Here is an 18,383-nt window from a genome sequence, read left to right as displayed (position 1 = left end):
TGGTTCGAGACCGGTATCGCCCACCACTTTTCTAAAGTGTCCTTTCCGCTCAAACTTTCCCTTTATATTTAAACGCTTTCTAGTGGGCGATTAGCTCAGTTGGGAGAGCACCTCCCTTACAAGGAGGGGGTCACTGGTTCGAGACCGGTATCGCCCACCACTTCTCTAAAAAGTGTTCTTAATGTTACTAAGTTTGACCAAGCGGGCGATTAGCTCAGTTGGGAGAGCACCTCCCTTACAAGGAGGGGGTCACTGGTTCGAGACCGGTATCGCCCACCACTTAAAAGTGTTTAAATAAACCGAAAATTTAGGGTTTTGCCTTAATATTATCGGGCGATTAGCTCAGTTGGGAGAGCACCTCCCTTACAAGGAGGGGGTCACTGGTTCGAGACCGGTATCGCCCACCACTTTATTTTCAAATTATCCAAATAATTTCCTTTTCCCGTTCAATCTATTACGTTTACGTGATAAAGTGCGCTGGCATTGTCATATCTAATTTTAAACTGTTTATATATCATAGGGAAAATTTATGATCGCTTATATTTTCTTAGCTTTATTCACGATTGCGGCAGTGATTTTTATCGTAAACTCCCATTATCGTTGGACTTATTTCTTTGCTATTACGCTTTTTACTTTTTTATTTGGCGGTATGCTTATGGTTTCCAGCCAATGGCAACGTGCTTTAAATTTTTCATCTGTGCTTTTTGTGGTACTGATGTTATTTCATCGTTTAAAAATTCATTATTACAAACAGCCTTTGTTAATTTCAGATTTCTTTCTTGTGGTGGATTGGCGAAATTGGGAAACCTTAATTCATTATAAAGGCGCGTTGTTTGGCGTTATTGGGCTACTGGCGTTATTAGGTTATGCTATTTTGGGTTTTAATGATGCCGAGTCTTTAGGGGTATTGGGTAACAGCATTGGGGCGTTATTGTTTATCGTTAGCTTTAGCTTGATGTGGCATTATTCTAAAAATCCAAGTGCGGTGCAAGTTTGGTTAGATTCTTTGCCCGATGATGGTCGTGATGTGTTTTTGAATTTACCAATGTCTTGCCGCGGTATTTTTTTCAAAGTGCCAAATTTTGATGGCAATAGCCAAAATTTTATTGAAAAAATGACCGCACTTTCATTTGATACAAACAACCTATCTGAAACAAAACCCGATATTGTTGTAACATTAATGGAATCCACGCTGAACCCTCATCAATTTGCTTTTAGTCAGCAATCTATTCCACCACTTTCCATGTTTGAACCCCAAAATGATACAGTATTTGCTTCGCCGTTGCGTGTACATACTTTTGCTGGTGCGACGTGGAAATCAGAATTTGCTTTTTTAGCCGGTGTGCCTTCAACCGATTTTGGGGCGTTAGCAAGTGGCGTTTTTTATTCTGTTGTACCGCACTTGCAATCAGGTTTAGTGAAAAATCTAAAAGCTCAAGGATATTTTTGTGTTGCCTTGTCGCCTTTTACAAAAGGTAATTACAATGCGAAATCTGCTTATGATCATTTTGGTTTTGATTTGATGTTACAGCCTCAAGACCTTGGTTATCCTGCACCTATCAGTAAAAATCTTTGGGATATTAGTAGTAAAGAAATGATGAAGTTCACCCGAATGATTTTGGAAAAACAGCATCCAGCGTTAGAAAATGTAGATCAGCCAATGTTTGTTTATGTATTGACTATGCGTGAACATGGTCCATACGAATTGGGCATGGAAAATATATTTAATCTTCAAATGCCTAATTTAGGGGCTAAAAGTATTTCTGCATTGAATGACTATACTCAACGTATTGTCGCATTGAATGATGCGATTGAAGGAATGAATAACTATTTACACGAACGTAAAAAACCTTTTGTGCTAGGCTATTTTGGCGATCATCAAGTAGCATTTGATAATACTATCCCTCCGAAGAAAGGGGATTATGCACAGCCCGATTATGTGACGCAATTTGTTGTAAGAAGTAATTGTAGTCGTCAATTTAAGCAAGAACAAAAGTTTTTAGATCTTGCTTTTGCTGGAGGTATTTTGATGAATGTAGCAGGATTATCAGCAGAAGATGAATTTATGAAAGCGAATATGACAATGTGTAAACTAAGTTACGGAAAATTGGAAGATTCTTCTGATATTCAGCTACTCAATGATTATCGCCATTATTTATATCAAACATTGGCGATTGCCAGATAATTTTCTTATAGATCGAGCATTATTGCTCGATCTGCTCGCCAATTTCATCTAAGGTTGAAGCTAATTGCGCACCAACTAGCACCACAAGCCAACTTATTTGAATCCACAATAACATAATTGGTAAAGTTGCCATTGCACCGTAAATTAATTGATAAGAGGGAAAAGTGACGATATACCAAGTAAATGCTTGTTTACCAAGAGTGAAAAAAATCGCGGCAAGAAATGCACCGTAAGCTGAATGCTTAATTTTCACTTTTTTATTCGGTACAACCGTATAAATAAGCGTAAAAATAAACCAAGTAAATAAAAAAGGCACAAAACTGAGCAATTTTAAGCCTAATGATAAATGTTCCGATTGCTCAAACATTATTTTAATATACGAACTAATCCCAATGCTCACGCCAATAATAAGTGGGCCAAGTGTCAAAATCATCCAATAAATCGCAAAAGAAGAAAGCGGAGAGCGAGATTGACTATTGTGCCAAATACTATTTAGTGTTCGGTCGATGTTATTAATTAGCATCAAGGCAACGGCAATTAAACTCACAATTCCCACCGCACTCATTTTCTTTGAGTTTGATACAAATTGATCGATATATTCGCCCACCATATCACTCGCTGATGGTGCAAAATTAGTGAAAATCATTTCTTTCAATTCTCCCGTCACTTCATTGAATACAGGAAAAGCAGAGAAAATAGAAAAAATAACCATAACCAAAGGAACCATTGCTAACATTGTGCTATAAGTCAATGCGCCAGCTACTTGATTAAGTTTATTTTCTGAAAAACGTTTCCAAAATAATAATCCAAAATTTTTTAATGAAATCATAGAAATCCCCCACAACAATATTTAAATTTTTTACCCGAACCACATACACAAGGTTGTTTCATTGTAGGCAAGGATACTGTCGGATCAACAAAATACCAACGATCTTCAATTTTCACAAAAATTGACCGTTCTTGATGGACTTGTTCACAATCTTCGCCTTGAAAAATCGCCTTAAATTCCACCGCACTTTGAGTTTTTGTAAGGCTTTCCGTTTTTAGAATTTCTAATCCTAGCCACACGGTGTTGTCCGCCCATTCTTGTAATAAACTAGTTTCTAATAAAGTTTGTTGGCTTGGTACAGTTGTTGCAACAATATAAGGTATATTTTTTAAAACGTAAGCCGTATAACGTGAACGCATAAGTTGCTCTGCCGTTTCGGGAAATGCTTGTTTTAAATGAAATTTGCCACAACAATCTGCATAATGATGACCAGATTGACAAGGACAATTTTCTAAAGAAAGTGCGGTTGAAATTTCTGACATATTTATCTCTGTTATTTGAATTTCGATACTTGTGAGCGAATTGAGCGTTTAAAGGCTTCAGCTAATACTTCAATATCTAATGCTGCTTCTAGTTCAGCTTCATTTTCAGGTGAGGATAACAAGCGATTTAAATGGCGAATTGTTACTTGCGGATAAGGGCGCGCGAGCAATTTCAATTCATCACCTTGTCTAATTTCTCCCGCTTTAATGACGCGAACATACCATCCACTGAGCCCGGTTTTATAAACAATATCACGAGTCTCTTCGTTTTCCGTATTTTTTGATAAACGTTCGCAAGGTTTGCGTGGCTGGGATACTTCTAAAATGGTTGAACCGATTTGATAACGATCGCCAATACACACATTGTCTTCATTCAAGCCTGATACGACAAAATTTTCTCCGTATGTCGCAGTATCCATATAAGAAAAATCTTTATTTAATAAAGCATTTAATTTATTAAAAGAATCTGCCGACATAAAAAAGAGAGATTTATCTACACCACCATGATGTTTTTTCAAACCAACATCGTTTCCTTCCGCACCAAGAGAATGAATTTTTACCGATGGCACAACTTTTTTACGAATCGCGCTTTCATACTGGCTTCCATCGGAAAAGGTTAGGGTTTCAACTTGTCCCACTTTTATAACTAAAATTTTTGCATTCATTTTATTTTTCGCTTGTTCTAGAAAAAATTTACGTGGAATTATAACCGAAAACGTTTAACTTTTTGACCGCACTTTTTTTTTTACTTATTATTCGTTATCAGAAAAATGAAAAGGAAATAATGAAAATGTTTGAAAGAGAAAACAAAATTTTCTAAAAATGTTTTATTTCTTTTCTTTACAATAAGATTTTTCCTAAGGGCGAAATCATCACGTTCAATGATAATAAGGAGATTTATTATGTCAGACGTATTTCACTTAAACCTCACTAAAGCACAACTTAAAGGCGCAACACTCGCTATTGTTCCAGGCGATCCTGCGCGCAGTGAGCGTATTGCGAAACAACTTGATAACCCAGAGTTTCTTGCAAGCACGCGTGAATTTACATCGTGGTTAGGTTATGTCAATGGTCAGCCTATTGTTGTATGTTCTACGGGTATTGGTGGCCCTTCAACATCAATTTGTGTGGAAGAACTGGCTCAACTTGGTGTACGTACTTTCTTACGTATTGGTACAACGGGTGCAATTCAACCGCACATTAATGTAGGCGATGTTCTTATCACAACCGCTTCTGTTCGCTTAGATGGTGCAAGCTGTCATTTCGCACCTTTAGAATATCCCGCTGTGGCAAACTTTGAATGTACAACCGCACTTTATAATGCAGCGAAAGCAAAAGGTATCGAGCCTTATGTAGGCGTAACTGCATCATCTGATACATTCTATCCTGGTCAAGAACGTTATGATACCTATAGCGGTAAAGTATATCGTGATTACCAAGGGCTACTTAAACAATGGCAAGATTTGAATGTAATGAACTACGAAATGGAATCCTCAACATTGTTCACTATGTGTAGTGCATTGGGTTTACGTGCAGGAATGGTTGCAGGCGTGATTGTAAACCGTACTCAACAAGAAATTCCAAATGAAGCAACAATAAAGCAAACGGAAGAAAAAGCTGTGTCTGTTGTGATCGCAGCTGCACAAGCGTTGTTAAGTTAAATTAATATTTATTTGAAGCAATAAAACCTTATTTTATTCTGCACCTTAATTAGATTTATTTTCTAACGAAGTAAGGTGCAGATTTTTTATTAACAAACTGCGATCTTCTGATCAATTTAATCAAAGTAGTCTATTTGCTCGTTGGCATTAAAACCTAAACTTGATATAAGTTCTAAATAAACTATTTCTAAAGGCTAAATAACCTGAAATATTGACGACTAAAATTAGATTTCTGTTAAATCTACATTTTTAGTCTCTTTTGAGGCTAATAATGCCAAGAGAGTCATTAATACATTGATTGCTAAATAAATCCCTACGCCCATTACACCAAATGACGCATTAATTTTTAAAGAAATCATCGCCGCAATTGTTGCACCAATAATTGATGCCAAATTATAGGCAAGAGAGGCACCTGAATAACGTACTTCCGTTGGAAATAACTCTGGCAATAGCGCAGCCATTGGACCAAATGTCATTCCCATAATCGCCATACCAATCACTAAAAATGCAAATACGCTAACTGGTGTGCCATTTTCTAAGAATAACGGCATTGCTAAACCAAGCACACCGATAGCAATAGTTACCCAAATCAACCATTTACGACGACCGATTTTATCGGCATAAACACCAGAAATACTGATAAAAATACCAAATACAATGGCACTAATTAATAACAAGCCAGTAAATGTATTTGCTGGGATACCTAAGCCAAGCGCATAACCTGCCTCAGAAAGCTTTGGCGCTGTTCGAGAATATGCCTGTGCAAAAGCCGTCATAATGTAAAACAGAGAATAAGTTGCCACCATAATAAATGTACCAATGATCATTGGTTTTAAGTGTTTGGTAAACACAACACTCACTGGTGCATTCAATTTTTTGCCTTTTTGCTCTGCTTCCACAAATACGTGGCTTTCGTGTAAAGTTAAGCGAACATATAAGCCAACTGCAACTAATAAAATGGAAGAGACAAACGGAATACGCCACGCCCATTCAACAAGTGCATTATGACCAAGTAAATAGCTAACTAAGAAGAACGTTCCATTAGCGACAAATAAACCAATTGGTGCGCCTAATTGAGGGAAAGTACCGTACCAAGCTCGTTTTCCTTCTGGCGCATTTTCTGTTGCAACTAAAGCAGCACCACCCCATTCGCCACCAAGTCCAATACCTTGACCGACACGGCATACGCAAAGCAAAATCGGCGCCCAAATACCAATTTGAGCATAGTTAGGAAGTAAACCAATTACTACCGTTGAACCACCCATTAAAACAAGGGAGGCGACCAAGGTTTTTTTACGACCGATTTTATCGCCGAAGTGACCAAATAATGCCGAACCAATAGGACGTGCAAAAAATGCAAGTGCAAGCGTAGAAAGAGAAAGTAAGTCATTAGAAAGCGGATCATCGCTTTGGAAGAATTGCGTATTAAAAACTAATACAGCGGCAGCCGCATAGATATAATAATCAAAAAATTCGATTGCTGTACCGACCATCGAGGCTAACGCCACTTTCATCGGATTATTGCGAAGTTGTGTAGACATTGTGTTTTCCTAGAAGTTTATTATAAAAAGAAAGGGGTAAATCCTAGCATTTTAACTAAGGTCTAGCAATTTTTAATATGCAATTTTCTATTTTTTTAGAGAAATATTTTGAATTTTCTAAATGTGAGTTATGTCCAGCGCAGGGAATTGTCACTAAATTAATTTGATTTTCTTTCGCAATAGTTTGAAATTTATGATCTCGTTCGCCACAAAAATAAAAAAATGGCAAAGAACTTAACCGCACTTTTTCACTAAAATCAGGTTGCTTGGATAGACTTGTCGCCAACAACATTTTGCCAATATTTTCTCCACAATTTGATTTTCGTTTTTCAACTAACTGCAGTCTTTCTTCTGCAGTCAAATGGGAAAACACGGGCTGTTGATACCAATCATTTAACACATTTTCTGGCAATTCTTGTATAAAACGTTGCGACCAAGCAAAATCTTGCTGGAAACGAGCCTGTTTTTCTTCGTCGGTTTTTAAACCTAGATTCGCCCCTTCTAAAATAACGCCTTGCAAATTAGATCGTTCCACCTGAGCTTGCAGCGCATAATACAAAGCGATCCGTCCGCCTAGAGAATACCCAACAAGAAAATAGGGTTCATTTTTTACCGCACTTTTAATTTGCTGAGATAAATACTCCGCCGTTTCTTCAAAATTTGTAACTTCAACGCCTTTGGCTTGTCCATGAAAAGGCAAATCTAGCGGAATACAATTAAAGTGCGGTAAATTTTTAATGACTTTTTGCCAGTCGTTTTTTGTACCAAGAAGTCCGTGAAGAAAAATGATGTTTATCATTGAAGGGATTATTGATAGAAGTAATAAAATATGGCGGACCAAAGCCCGCCTACAGAATACTTAAGCACCAATCACGGCGTGACTAATTTGCTCGATTAAGCGTTTATACAAACTACTACCATCACTCGGATTCGTTTTAATTTCAATTAACGTTGCCTTACGACGGCTATAAGCCTGTTTAACAATGGAATTAAGATCTGCCCAAGTATAAGGATGAGCGTATTTGAGATCGAACATTGCCGCGATTTGAGAAAAATCGCCATTATGCGGTAATCGATAGAACTGATCTTTGACTTGTTCATCCACAGGTAACATATCAAAAATCGCGCCACCATTATTATTGATCACAAAAATTACCGTTGGTTGCGTAACGTTTTTGAATAATGAGACAGAATTCAAATCATATAAAGTGGAGGTATCGCCAATCACCGCAACAACAGGTTTATTTGAACCGATACTAATTCCCGCAGCAGTAGCCAATAAACCATCAATTCCACTCGCGCCACGATTAGTATAAACGGGATAACTTTCTGGTAATTGCGTTAGTGCATCAACCAGACGAACAAGTAAACTATTACCTAAAAATAAAACACCGTTATAAGGTAAAAGTGTTGGTAAACGTAATGCGAGCGAGGCTTCCGTTAAATTTCCGCCTACTTGCTGTTCAATAAAGGTCGCACAGAACTTAGATAAAGCTAATGGCTCAAGCAACCAAGGCTTTTGGCGTAAAGGTGGATGTGCACGCAACCAATGATGTGCTTTAGCATTGAATCTTGTCAGCGAATGATGATAAGGATCTAATGCCTTACCGCTTTGTTCAACCAACCAAAATTCCCCTTTAAACGCCTGTAAGAATTGATTAATGCGTTTACTAATAAAGCGTGCACCAAATTGAATCACAATATCAGCTTGCAGAAGTTTTTCACGAACAGTTTGGTTTGCTAGCCAAATATCTTCATAAGGCGTCGTTGGAACAACACCAGATTGAATATCCGTCAGTAACACCCAGCCCATAGCACTTGCCCAAGCATTAATGCCCATCGCTTGTTCTGCAGGTAATTGACCAACCACAACGACACCACGTTTGGTACGCCAATAATCCCAATTTTCATGCATTAATACTTCGTTTTGTTGGACTTCTACATTTATCCAAGACTTATTTTGAATTAACCAGCGTTGTAACGGCAGCAGCCAAGGGTGAGAATCTACCGCCTCATCAGTTGCATCATAAAGTGGCTCGGCGAATGGTACATTAATATGAACAACGCCACTTTGTTGTTTTTGTTGGAAAGCTGCCTGTTCAAGTAGAGAAATTAACCACTGCGCAGAATAATCAGCATTCGGTTTAGGTAAATTAACATTTGCAACTGGATACTGACCAAACATATTTTGTTGCAAAATAGCTTGATTTGCACCGCACTCCCAAAGTTCTGGTGGACGATCAGCAGTTAAAACAAATAAATTCACACCAGTTTGGCGTGCTTCAATAATTGCCGGATAAAGGTTTGCAGTCGCCGTGCCTGATGTAACAATAATTGCAACAGGCGATTGAGTTGCCTTAGCAATACCCAAAGCAAAAAAACCTAAACCGCGTTCATCAAAATGCGTATGACAAGTGACTGAACCTGCATTTTGCAAACGTACGGCTTCTAGAGTTAAAGGTGTCGAACGCGAACCTGGCGCGATACAAACGTGAGAAACGCCTTGGCGCACCAAGGTTTCTAAAATCACTTTCGACCAACAACGATTAAACACGCTTACCGACATTTTTTTTCTCCGTTATCATTTTTCTTCTGCAAACAAGGAAATTAACCCTGCTGCTTTACGTTCAATTTCTTTCCATTCTTCCAATGGCTGCGAGCCTGCCACAATGCCCGCGCCAGCAAATACTCGAATACGATGACCTTCAATAAAAGCAGAACGAATCGCCACACAAAACTCTGAACATACATCGCTCATCACGCCCAATGTTCCCGCATACCAGCCTCGATCAAAGGTTTCGATTTCTGACAAAATCATTTTGGCTTGTTGCTGTGGCAAACCAGATACTGCAGCTGTAGGATGAATCGCTTTTAATATATTTACATCTGCATAATGTGCGGTCAAATTTGCACGAATTTTACGAATCAAATGTTGTACTTTACGTAACGGTTTCAATTCCACATTGCTTACATCAAAACTTTCTACTTGCTTACGTAAATTCTGCGAAATATCTTCTACAACCAACCAATTTTCTTTTAAATTTTTCTCATCATTTAACAACCAATTGGCTTGAGATTGCGTTTCTTCCTCACTTTCAGAAACTGATGCTGTCCCCGCCAAAGCCTCTGTTAGCAACAAATTATACTCACGAGCAAATAGGCGTTCTGGCGTAGAACCAACAAAAACCGAATGAGAATTTTCAGCCCATAAAAAATGATAACAACCTTGATTTTGTTTTTCGCTTTCTGCTAAAAAATCGTACGCATTAATCGCTTGCTTTAAATGAAAAGTGGTTTCATTGGCTAACACAATTTTTGTCAGCTCTCCACTTTTAATTTCTACCAAAGCCTGATTGACCCAATCACACCAAGTTCTTTCATTAGCTCGAGGCTCTGTATGCAAAGGAATTTGTTTTGGCAACGCAGAAAGTGCGGTGAGATTTTCAAAAGTTTTGAGGTGGGCTAAAGTATCATTCGCACTTTGCTCATCTTTCACAAAAAAGGATACCAACGTGCCTTTATTATCCTGTTCAACAAGCATTTTGGGTAATACAAATTGTGCAGTGCCTTGAAATTGCAAACCGCCGACCAGTGGAAAACCACTTTCTTCAATAAACTCTTGCGCTAAATTTAACTGTGAAAATGACTGCACTGCCCCAAGCGCAGCCAGTGCTTTTTCTTCATCACGAAAATGTAAATAAAATTGAGGATACGCAGATTGACCTTTCAGCCACGCCAACAAATCGACCTTGTCCAGTTTTACCTGAAAACGGACAAGTTCATTCGTTGATTGCTGTAAATATGCGTGAATTTGCGATTTTAACTCGCCTATTGCCTGCGCTAAATAACTCATTAGATTTTGTTTTAAATACACAAAAAATTAGCCGTATTCTACCGCAGATTGTTAATGACAAAAAATTTTTTTACAAAATCTTTTCAATATTAAAAATTCAGCGTAAATTAACCGCACTTTTCTCGAAAAATTTATTAGAAACAAAAGGATTTCACTATGCGATTATTCCCAAAATCCGACAAATTAGAACACGTATGTTATGACATTCGCGGGCCTGTGCATAAAGAAGCACTACGCTTAGAAGAAGAAGGCAATAAAATTTTAAAACTTAATATCGGCAACCCAGCCCCTTTCGGTTTTGAAGCACCAGATGAAATTTTAGTGGATGTGCTACGTAATTTGCCATCAGCTCAAGGCTACTGTGATTCAAAAGGGTTATATTCTGCTCGTAAAGCCATTGTTCAATATTACCAATCAAAAGGGATTCTCGGCGCGACCGTCAATGATGTGTATATTGGTAACGGCGTATCTGAGCTTATCACAATGGCTATGCAAGCACTGCTCAATGATGGCGATGAAGTACTCGTGCCGATGCCTGATTATCCGCTTTGGACTGCTGCGGTAACCCTTTCTGGCGGTAAAGCAGTGCATTATCTCTGTGATGAAGAAGCAAATTGGTTTCCCGCTATTGATGATATTAAAGCAAAGGTGAATGCGAAAACTAAAGCGATTGTTATCATCAACCCGAACAACCCAACGGGTGCTGTGTATAGCAAAGAATTATTACAAGAAATAGTGGAAATCGCGCGTCAAAATAATTTGATTATCTTCGCAGACGAAATCTACGACAAAATTTTATATGATGGCGCGGTGCATCATCACATTGCCGCACTAGCTCCTGATTTATTAACCGTTACGCTGAATGGGTTATCAAAAGCTTATCGAGTTGCAGGCTTCCGCCAAGGCTGGATGATTTTAAACGGTCCAAAACATAATGCGAAAGGTTATATTGAAGGCTTGGATATGCTGGCATCAATGCGTTTATGTGCCAACGTACCAATGCAACATGCAATTCAAACCGCACTTGGTGGCTATCAAAGTATTAATGAATTTATTTTACCGGGCGGTCGATTACTTGAGCAACGAAACAAAGCCTATGATCTCATCACTCAAATACCCGGCATTACTTGCGTGAAACCAATGGGGGCGATGTATATGTTCCCGAAAATTGATGTGAAAAAATTCAATATTCGCAGTGATGAAAAAATGGTGCTGGATTTACTCCGCCAAGAAAAAGTGCTACTTGTGCACGGTAAAGGATTTAATTGGCATTCGCCAGATCACTTCCGTGTTGTCACCCTTCCTTATGTGAATCAGCTTGAAGAAGCCATTACAAAGTTAGCAAGATTTTTGTCGGATTACCGTCAATAATGAATGCTTTGACAACATTACAAAGGGGACTAAATGTCCCCTTTTTATCGATATAAATATATTGCACTTTCCTTGCGTACTATTATAATAGTGCAAATTTATTTTAGAGGCATTTTATGATACAACAAAAATCTCCTTCTCTCTTAGGCGGTGCAATGATCATTGCAGGTACAGCGATTGGTGCAGGCATGCTGGCTAACCCAACTTCAACGGCAGGTGTATGGTTTATCGGTTCAATTCTTGCTTTAATTTATACTTGGTTTTGTATGACAACCTCAGGATTAATGATCCTAGAAGCTAATCTACATTATCCAACAGGTTCAAGTTTTGACACTATCGTTAAAGATTTATTAGGAAAAAGTTGGAATACTATCAATGGTCTTTCCGTTGCTTTCGTCTTGTATATTTTGACTTATGCCTACATAACCTCAGGTGGAGGCATTACACAGAATCTGCTCAACCAAGCATTCAGTTCTGCTGAAAGTGCGGTAGATATTGGGCGAACTTCAGGATCTTTAATTTTCTGTCTTATTCTTGCAGCCTTTGTATGGCTTTCAACCAAAGCAGTGGATCGTTTCACAACCGTGTTAATTGTCGGGATGGTGGTTGCTTTTTTCCTTTCTACTACTGGTTTATTAAGCTCTGTAAAAACAGCAGTTTTATTCAATACCGTTGCTGAAAGTGAGCAAACATATTTACCTTATTTATTGGCCGCACTTCCAGTTTGTCTCGTGTCGTTTGGTTTCCACGGAAATGTCCCGAGTCTCGTCAAATATTACGATCGTGATGGTCGTCGCGTGATGAAATCGATCTTTATTGGTACGGGCTTAGCATTAGTGATTTACATCTTATGGCAGCTCGCTGTACAAGGTAATTTACCACGCACTGAATTTGCGCCAGTCATTGAAAAAGGCGGCGATGTTTCTGCATTATTAGAGGCTTTACATAAATATATTGAAGTGGAATACCTTTCCGTCGCATTAAATTTCTTTGCTTATATGGCAATTTCTACTTCATTCTTAGGCGTCACTTTAGGGTTATTTGACTATATTGCGGATCTATTTAAATTTGACGATAGCTTATTGGGCAGAACAAAAACAACACTTGTTACTTTTTTACCGCCATTATTGCTAAGCCTGCAATTTCCTTATGGATTTGTGATTGCCATTGGTTACGCTGGATTGGCAGCAACAATTTGGGCTGCACTTGTCCCCGCACTTCTTGCCAAAGCAAGCCGTCAAAAATTCCCACAAGCAAGTTATAAAGTATACGGCGGAAATTTTATGATTGGTTTTGTAATGTTATTTGGCATATTAAATATTGCGGCGCAAATTGGGGCAAACTTAGGTTGGTTTGCAAGTTTTACTGGGTAAGTTTTAAAAAATAAATTTAAATTATTAAATAGCGATCTGCACTTTAACAGTGGGTTATGTAGTCCAACTGATTCGTGCAGATCAGCCCTTAATTATTTTACTTTTTATTAGTTACAAACAATCTTAACTGCAAGTCCGCCTTGAGATGTTTCGCGATACTTAGCATTCATATCTTTGCCTGTTTCGTACATTGTTTCAATCACTTTATCTAAGCTTACTCTTGGATTGGTGGTGCGGCGTAAAGCCATACGCGATGCATTGATCGCTTTAACCGAAGCAATTGCATTGCGTTCGATACAAGGTACTTGAACTTGACCGCCGACAGGGTCGCAAGTTAATCCTAAATTATGCTCCATTGCAATTTCAGCTGCGATGCATACTTGTAGTGGATTGCCACCCAAAATTTCAGCTAGTCCCGCAGCAGCCATTGAACAGGCTACACCCACTTCGCCTTGACAACCCACTTCTGCACCAGAAATAGAAGCGTTCATCTTATAAAGTGAACCAATCATCCCTGCGGCTAATAAATAGCGTTCAATGATTTCAGGTGTTAATGGCGAGATGAATTTTTCATAGTAAGCTAATACCGCTGGAATAATCCCACACGCACCGTTAGTTGGTGCCGTAACCACGCGTCCACCTGCTGCATTTTCTTCATTGACAGCAAGCGCAAACATATTGACCCAGTCGATTACGCGCATTGGATCGTTAGATAAATTCGTATTTGCTTGCAACGCACGATAAAGTGAAGCTGCACGACGTGGTACTCTTAATGGGCCAGGTAAAATACCCTCTGTGTGAATACCGTGTTCAATACAAGCCTGCATCGTTTTCCAGACATTCTCTAGATGAGCACTAACAGCCTCTTTACCATTCAATGCGATTTCATTTTCCAACATCACAGTGGAAAGCATTAAGCCGTTATCACTACAATGTTTCAAAATATCTTCGGCATTTTTGTAAGGATAAGGCACTTGGACTGTGTTTTTTTCTTCTTTGCCAAAATGGGCTTCATCGACAATAAAACCACCCCCAATCGAATAATAGGTTTGGCGATAAAGCTCTGTGCGATTTTCATCAAGAGCGGTAATTGTCATGCCATTTTCGTGCAATTTTAAAAAAGTGCGGTGGAAAATGAGATTATTTTCAAAATCAAATTTTACTATCTTTTGACCAACATTAATGGGTAAAAGCGCAGTTTGTTTCACTTTCTCGATGAAGCCTGAAATCATATCAATATCCACATTATGTGGTAAATAACCCGCTAACCCCATAATAATGGCAATATCTGTACTGTGTCCTCGTCCTGTCATTGAAAGAGAACCGTACACATCTACGTGAATTTCAGTAGTTTGTTCAAATTGATTTCGTTTAATTAAGTCGTCTATAAATTGTTTACCCGCTTTCATCGGACCGACCGTGTGGGAACTGGATGGCCCAATTCCCACTTTAAACATATCAAATACGCTAATCATAAATTTCTCAAAATTCGTTAAAAATTAAAGGCGATTATAATAATCCATAAACAACTGCAGAAATAGCAATCAGCCCCATAATTGTTACAAATACATTACTGAAATGTCCGCTGTAGCGTTTCATTGCTGGGATTTTTCGAATCGCGTACATTGGCATGATAAACAAAATCATCGCAATGATTGGACCGCCAAGAGATTCGATTAAGCCTAAGATACTTGGATTAATAATCGCAACGCCCCATAACGTTAATAAGAAGAAAAGTGCGGTCGCATAATTGAGTTTTTTACGATTTACTGCTTCACCTTTCATTTTTAAATATAAACCTTCTAAGCCTTCACGCGCCCCCATATAGTGACCGAAGAATGAACTAGTAATCGCTAAGAATGCAACAAGCGGGCCAAAATAAGAGATATATGGATTATCAAATTTATTCGCTAAGAAAGACAAGATACTAATATTCTGTTCTTTTGCTGCCACTAATTCTTCAGGTGTTAATGTTAGTACACAGCTAAATACGAAGAACATTACAAAGAATAACAAAATCGTTGAGGCGCCTTTTTCTGTATGGCTGATATGGCGTTCTGCACCCTCAAACGTTTTGTATTCACGGAATTGTGAGCAAGTGAAAGATGAAATTGCTGGTGAATGGTTAAATGAAAATACTAATACGGGAATGGTTAGCCATAAAGTTGTTAAGAAACCGCCTGCTGTTGGAAGTTCATATAATACGGCACTATTCCATTCAGGAATTAAGTAAATAGAAAGAACAAATAAAATTAAGACTAACGGATAAACAAGCCATTCTGTGATTTTTAACATCACTTTTTCATTAAATAACATCACGGAAATCAATACCGCAATTAATACAAAAGAGAGAATGACTCGATTTGGTGATGCCATACCAAGTTGATTTACAATAAAAGAATCTACGGTGTTAGTAATACCGTTACCGTAAATCAACAGAATAGGGAAAATCGCGAAAAAATAAAGTAAGGTAATAAGTTTACCCGCTGTTTTACCAAAGTGTTCTTCCACTACTTCAGTAATATCGCTGCCAGGATTTTTTGATGAAAGTACAAAGTAGGCTAAGCCACGGTGAGCAAAATAAGTCATTGGCCCGACGATAATTGCCATTAAAACTAACGGCCAAAATCCACCCATCCCTGCGTTAATCGGCAAGAACAATACGCCCGCGCCAACCGCCGTACCGAAAAGGTTTAACATCCATGTTGCATCAAATTTGTTCCATTTGAGTTTTTCTGTTGGTTTCATAGTTTGCTCCAAAGCATAAATTACTTAAATTTGTCAATTTGTAGAGCAAAATATGCCCTAACAAAATTTGAGTATTATGTTATGCCGATAAATAGAGAATCTCAAAGAGAAAATTCTAAAATTGTGATCAAGTTAAAATTTTTTTATAAAAAGTGCGGTAATTTTCAGCGACAAAAAAATCGGTGCGATGACGACACCGATTGCGTATAAAAATAGATGAAATTAGAACCGCACTTTTTTCAATCTTAAGGCGTTCATCAATACGGAAATTGAGCTCAACGCCATAGCAGCACCAGCGATTATAGGGCTAAGAAAACCGAAAGCTGCAAGGGGTATGCCGAGAATATTGTAAATCAAAGCAAAAAATAGATTTTGTTTGATATTTTTCAAGGTTGCTATTGCAATAAAAAGTGCATCCACAAGTTGATTCACCGAATGTTGCATAAGCGTTGCCGAGGCAGTTTGTTCTGCAATATCTGAACCTGATTTCATCGCAAAACTGACGTTTGCCGCGGCTAAAGCAGGCGCATCATTTATTCCATCGCCTACCATTGCGACAATATGACCTTGAGCTTTCAGCTTTTGGATTTGTTCCGCCTTATCTCTAGGGCTGAGTCCACCAAAGGCTTTGTTAATGCCGAGCTGTTTCGCTATGTAATCTACCACAGATTGTTGATCGCCACTCATAATCACTACATCAATATTTTGCCGTTGTAAGCATTGAATGGCGTGCAAGCTATCGTTTTTTAAAGTATCCGTCAGTGCAAATGCACCGATGGGTTCATCATTTATGGATACTGCGACAATGCTCGCAATTTGCCAAATATCCTCTAAATTTTTAGGCAAGATTAAACCGCAATAATCAGGTTTACCGACTTTTATTGTTCCCACTTGTTCTAATTCGGCTTGAATGCCTTGACCCACTTCCATCTTTGAAAAAAGTGCGGTGGGAATTTCTAACATTTTTTGTTCTGCTGCTTGCACAATAGCTTTTGCAATTGGGTGGTTAGCTTGTCGTTCAACTGCTGCTGCAAAACGATACAAATCGTCTTCAGAATACACCGCACTTTGTGGCTGCCATAAAGCAGAGATTTCAAGCTCTCCTTTTGTTAATGTGCCAGTTTTATCAAGTACAACGGTATCCACGTGGGCGGTTTCCTCCATTGCAGCCGCATCTTTAAACCATACGCCAGCATTGACTGCTTTACCTAAACCAACCATTATGGCTGCTGGTGTGGCTAATCCCAAGGCACAAGGGCAAGCAATCACAAGCACGGATACCGCGTGAATAAGTGAAGACACACTATCATTCGTCAGAATATAAGTGAGTGCGAAAGTAACAATTGAAATCACTAAAACGACAGGAACAAACACGGAAGCAACTTTGTCAGCAAATCGTGCGATTGGCGCTTTTGATCCTTGTGCATCTGATAATGCATTCATCATATCGCCAAGTAAGGTTTGGCTACCAAGCTGATTTGCTCGATAGATAATAGAACCTTCTGTTACCATCGCCCCCGCTAATACTTTTCCACCTTTCTGTTTTTCTTCTGGACGAGACTCGCCCGTTAAATGGCTTTCATCACACCATCCATTTCCACTTTCAATTATGCCGTCTGCCGCAATACGCTCGCCTTGATTCGCACGAATGATTTCGCCGATATTGACTTGGTCAAGGGCAATTTCAGTCCATTTGTCATTACGTAAAACAGTGACTTTTTTCGGTGTCAGTTGCAAGAGCATACTCAAGCTATTTAGGCTGTGCTTTTTAGTGCGATCTTCAAGAAATTTCCCAAGACTGACAAAACCAATTACCATTACAGAAGCTTCAAAATACACCTGCCCCATTGCATGATTGGCGTGGTAAAACAGCATAAAAGCAGAATACAGATAAATAGTGAGCGTTCCTGTACTGACAAGGACATCCATATTGGCAAGTCCACCACGAATACTACCGATTGCTCCGCGATAAAATGGAATGGCTAACCAAAGTTGCACAATGCTTGCTAATGCAAATTGCCAAATCGGCGGTAACATTAAGTGATGGGAGCCACTCATCATTCCAAGCATACCAATCAAAAATGGAATATTGATTATCCAAAGTATGATTAATCGCCAAGGGATTGATGTATTTTCTTCTATTGGTAATTCATTGGCTTGTTTGATATGAGCAGAAAAACCTGTTTTATGGATAATCTCGATAATTTGAGTTTCGCTTGCTTGCGTAGCGTCAAATACAACTTGTGCTTCTTCGACGGCAAAATTCACTCCCGCTTGTTGCACAAATGGTTTTTTATTTAAAACTTTTTCAATGCGATTGGCACAAGATTGGCAGGTCAT

At 38.6% G+C, this 18,383-nt stretch carries 15 protein-coding genes and 3 tRNA genes; 8 read left to right on the top strand and 10 right to left on the bottom strand.

Annotation, left to right across the window (positions count from 1 at the left end; genetic code table 11):
• Window positions 1-84: 84 nt before the first annotated feature.
• From HMPREF2813_RS00645 to lpt6, 4 genes are all read left to right on the top strand, one after another.
• Window positions 85-160 (top strand) — tRNA-Val (locus HMPREF2813_RS00645).
• Between the two features lie 43 nt (window positions 161-203).
• A tRNA-Val gene (locus tag HMPREF2813_RS00640) sits at window positions 204-279 on the top strand.
• 52 nt (window positions 280-331) lie between these two features.
• Window positions 332-407 (top strand) — tRNA-Val (locus HMPREF2813_RS00635).
• A 122-nt stretch (window positions 408-529) separates the two neighbouring features.
• Complete coding sequence (gene lpt6, locus HMPREF2813_RS00630) at window positions 530-2,185, top strand: phosphoethanolamine transferase Lpt6 (RefSeq protein WP_042601443.1); 1,656 nt, start codon at window positions 530-532, stop codon at window positions 2,183-2,185.
• Window positions 2,186-2,204: 19 nt separating this feature from the next.
• On the opposite strand, the gene HMPREF2813_RS00625 is transcribed toward lpt6, so the two are convergent.
• The 3 genes from HMPREF2813_RS00625 to HMPREF2813_RS00615 are packed head-to-tail and all read right to left on the bottom strand — an operon-like array spanning window position 2,205 to window position 4,161.
• Window positions 2,205-3,014, bottom strand: a complete 810-nt coding sequence (locus tag HMPREF2813_RS00625) for a virulence factor BrkB family protein (protein WP_005656225.1) — start codon at window positions 3,012-3,014, stop codon at window positions 2,205-2,207.
• A complete protein-coding gene (locus HMPREF2813_RS00620; protein WP_042601444.1) occupies window positions 3,011-3,496 on the bottom strand; it encodes a YchJ family protein in 486 nt (161 codons plus the stop codon). Before HMPREF2813_RS00620 ends, HMPREF2813_RS00625 begins: the two co-directional genes overlap by 4 nt.
• Before the next feature lie 11 nt (window positions 3,497-3,507).
• Window positions 3,508-4,161, bottom strand: coding sequence for an MOSC domain-containing protein (locus HMPREF2813_RS00615; protein ID WP_048946732.1), 654 nt, complete (start codon window positions 4,159-4,161; stop codon window positions 3,508-3,510).
• Window positions 4,162-4,398: 237 nt separating this feature from the next.
• Between HMPREF2813_RS00615 and udp the strand changes: the two genes are divergently transcribed.
• The gene (gene udp / locus HMPREF2813_RS00610) at window positions 4,399-5,157 is read left to right on the top strand and encodes a uridine phosphorylase (RefSeq protein WP_048946731.1); all 759 of its coding nucleotides are present in this window, start codon (window positions 4,399-4,401) and stop codon (window positions 5,155-5,157) included.
• A gap of 224 nt (window positions 5,158-5,381) precedes the next feature.
• On the opposite strand, the gene HMPREF2813_RS00605 is transcribed toward udp, so the two are convergent.
• From HMPREF2813_RS00605 to HMPREF2813_RS00590, 4 genes are read right to left on the bottom strand one after another with little or no spacing between them, the layout of a single operon-like run.
• Complete coding sequence (locus HMPREF2813_RS00605; RefSeq protein ID WP_005689473.1) at window positions 5,382-6,698, bottom strand: MFS transporter; 1,317 nt, start codon at window positions 6,696-6,698, stop codon at window positions 5,382-5,384.
• A gap of 55 nt (window positions 6,699-6,753) precedes the next feature.
• Window positions 6,754-7,497: a 2-succinyl-6-hydroxy-2,4-cyclohexadiene-1-carboxylate synthase gene (gene menH, locus HMPREF2813_RS00600; protein WP_048946730.1), complete on the bottom strand. Its 744-nt coding sequence runs from the start codon at window positions 7,495-7,497 to the stop codon at window positions 6,754-6,756.
• A 60-nt stretch (window positions 7,498-7,557) separates the two neighbouring features.
• Entirely contained in the window at window positions 7,558-9,264 is a 1,707-nt protein-coding gene (gene menD / locus HMPREF2813_RS00595; protein ID WP_048946729.1) for a 2-succinyl-5-enolpyruvyl-6-hydroxy-3-cyclohexene-1-carboxylic-acid synthase, read from the bottom strand.
• A 15-nt stretch (window positions 9,265-9,279) separates the two neighbouring features.
• Window positions 9,280-10,437 (bottom strand): isochorismate synthase, encoded by a 1,158-nt coding sequence (locus HMPREF2813_RS00590; RefSeq protein WP_230306249.1) that lies wholly within the window; start codon window positions 10,435-10,437, stop codon window positions 9,280-9,282.
• Between HMPREF2813_RS00590 and HMPREF2813_RS00585 the strand changes: the two genes are divergently transcribed.
• The 3 genes from HMPREF2813_RS00585 (at window position 10,341) to mtr (ending at window position 13,295) form a co-directional block, all read left to right on the top strand.
• Window positions 10,341-10,754 carry a hypothetical protein gene (locus HMPREF2813_RS00585; protein WP_229380856.1) on the top strand — a complete coding sequence of 138 codons (414 nt, stop codon included), beginning with the start codon at window positions 10,341-10,343 and terminating at the stop codon, window positions 10,752-10,754. The genes HMPREF2813_RS00590 and HMPREF2813_RS00585 overlap by 97 nt on opposite strands.
• The gene (locus HMPREF2813_RS00580; protein ID WP_011271965.1) at window positions 10,708-11,922 is read left to right on the top strand and encodes a pyridoxal phosphate-dependent aminotransferase; all 1,215 of its coding nucleotides are present in this window, start codon (window positions 10,708-10,710) and stop codon (window positions 11,920-11,922) included. The genes HMPREF2813_RS00585 and HMPREF2813_RS00580 overlap by 47 nt, the downstream gene beginning before the upstream one ends.
• Window positions 11,923-12,038: 116 nt before the next feature.
• Window positions 12,039-13,295, top strand: coding sequence for a tryptophan permease (gene mtr, locus HMPREF2813_RS00575; protein WP_005656247.1), 1,257 nt, complete (start codon window positions 12,039-12,041; stop codon window positions 13,293-13,295).
• 107 nt (window positions 13,296-13,402) lie between these two features.
• On the opposite strand, the gene HMPREF2813_RS00570 is transcribed toward mtr, so the two are convergent.
• From HMPREF2813_RS00570 to HMPREF2813_RS00560, 3 genes are all read right to left on the bottom strand, one after another.
• The gene (locus HMPREF2813_RS00570; protein ID WP_005665313.1) at window positions 13,403-14,770 is read right to left on the bottom strand and encodes an L-serine ammonia-lyase; all 1,368 of its coding nucleotides are present in this window, start codon (window positions 14,768-14,770) and stop codon (window positions 13,403-13,405) included.
• 34 nt (window positions 14,771-14,804) lie between these two features.
• Entirely contained in the window at window positions 14,805-16,043 is a 1,239-nt protein-coding gene (locus HMPREF2813_RS00565; protein ID WP_014550484.1) for an HAAAP family serine/threonine permease, read from the bottom strand.
• A 222-nt stretch (window positions 16,044-16,265) separates the two neighbouring features.
• A partial coding sequence (locus HMPREF2813_RS00560) for a heavy metal translocating P-type ATPase (RefSeq protein ID WP_070646922.1) occupies window positions 16,266-18,383 on the bottom strand: 2,118 nt, incomplete at its 5' end.

The sequence above is a fragment of the Haemophilus sp. HMSC066A11 genome (assembly GCF_001811665.1).
GTDB classification, from domain to species: Bacteria; Pseudomonadota; Gammaproteobacteria; order Enterobacterales; family Pasteurellaceae; genus Haemophilus; species Haemophilus influenzae.
The sequence above is the reverse complement of the archived record's forward strand: the minus strand, read 5'-3'. Positions and strand labels throughout refer to the sequence as shown.

Coding starts and splice junctions, on each gene's coding strand:
- HMPREF2813_RS00620 (WP_042601444.1), bottom strand. CDS start 3,496: ATGTCAGAAATTTCAACCGCACTTTCTTTAGAAAATTGTCCTTGTCAA.
- HMPREF2813_RS00585 (WP_229380856.1), top strand. CDS start 10,341: ATGACTGCACTGCCCCAAGCGCAGCCAGTGCTTTTTCTTCATCACGAA.
- HMPREF2813_RS00625 (WP_005656225.1), bottom strand. CDS start 3,014: ATGATTTCATTAAAAAATTTTGGATTATTATTTTGGAAACGTTTTTCA.
- udp (WP_048946731.1), top strand. CDS start 4,399: ATGTCAGACGTATTTCACTTAAACCTCACTAAAGCACAACTTAAAGGC.
- HMPREF2813_RS00605 (WP_005689473.1), bottom strand. CDS start 6,698: ATGTCTACACAACTTCGCAATAATCCGATGAAAGTGGCGTTAGCCTCG.
- HMPREF2813_RS00580 (WP_011271965.1), top strand. CDS start 10,708: ATGCGATTATTCCCAAAATCCGACAAATTAGAACACGTATGTTATGAC.
- lpt6 (WP_042601443.1), top strand. CDS start 530: ATGATCGCTTATATTTTCTTAGCTTTATTCACGATTGCGGCAGTGATT.
- mtr (WP_005656247.1), top strand. CDS start 12,039: ATGATACAACAAAAATCTCCTTCTCTCTTAGGCGGTGCAATGATCATT.
- menD (WP_048946729.1), bottom strand. CDS start 9,264: ATGTCGGTAAGCGTGTTTAATCGTTGTTGGTCGAAAGTGATTTTAGAA.
- menH (WP_048946730.1), bottom strand. CDS start 7,497: ATGATAAACATCATTTTTCTTCACGGACTTCTTGGTACAAAAAACGAC.
- HMPREF2813_RS00565 (WP_014550484.1), bottom strand. CDS start 16,043: ATGAAACCAACAGAAAAACTCAAATGGAACAAATTTGATGCAACATGG.
- HMPREF2813_RS00615 (WP_048946732.1), bottom strand. CDS start 4,161: ATGAATGCAAAAATTTTAGTTATAAAAGTGGGACAAGTTGAAACCCTA.
- HMPREF2813_RS00570 (WP_005665313.1), bottom strand. CDS start 14,770: ATGATTAGCGTATTTGATATGTTTAAAGTGGGAATTGGGCCATCCAGT.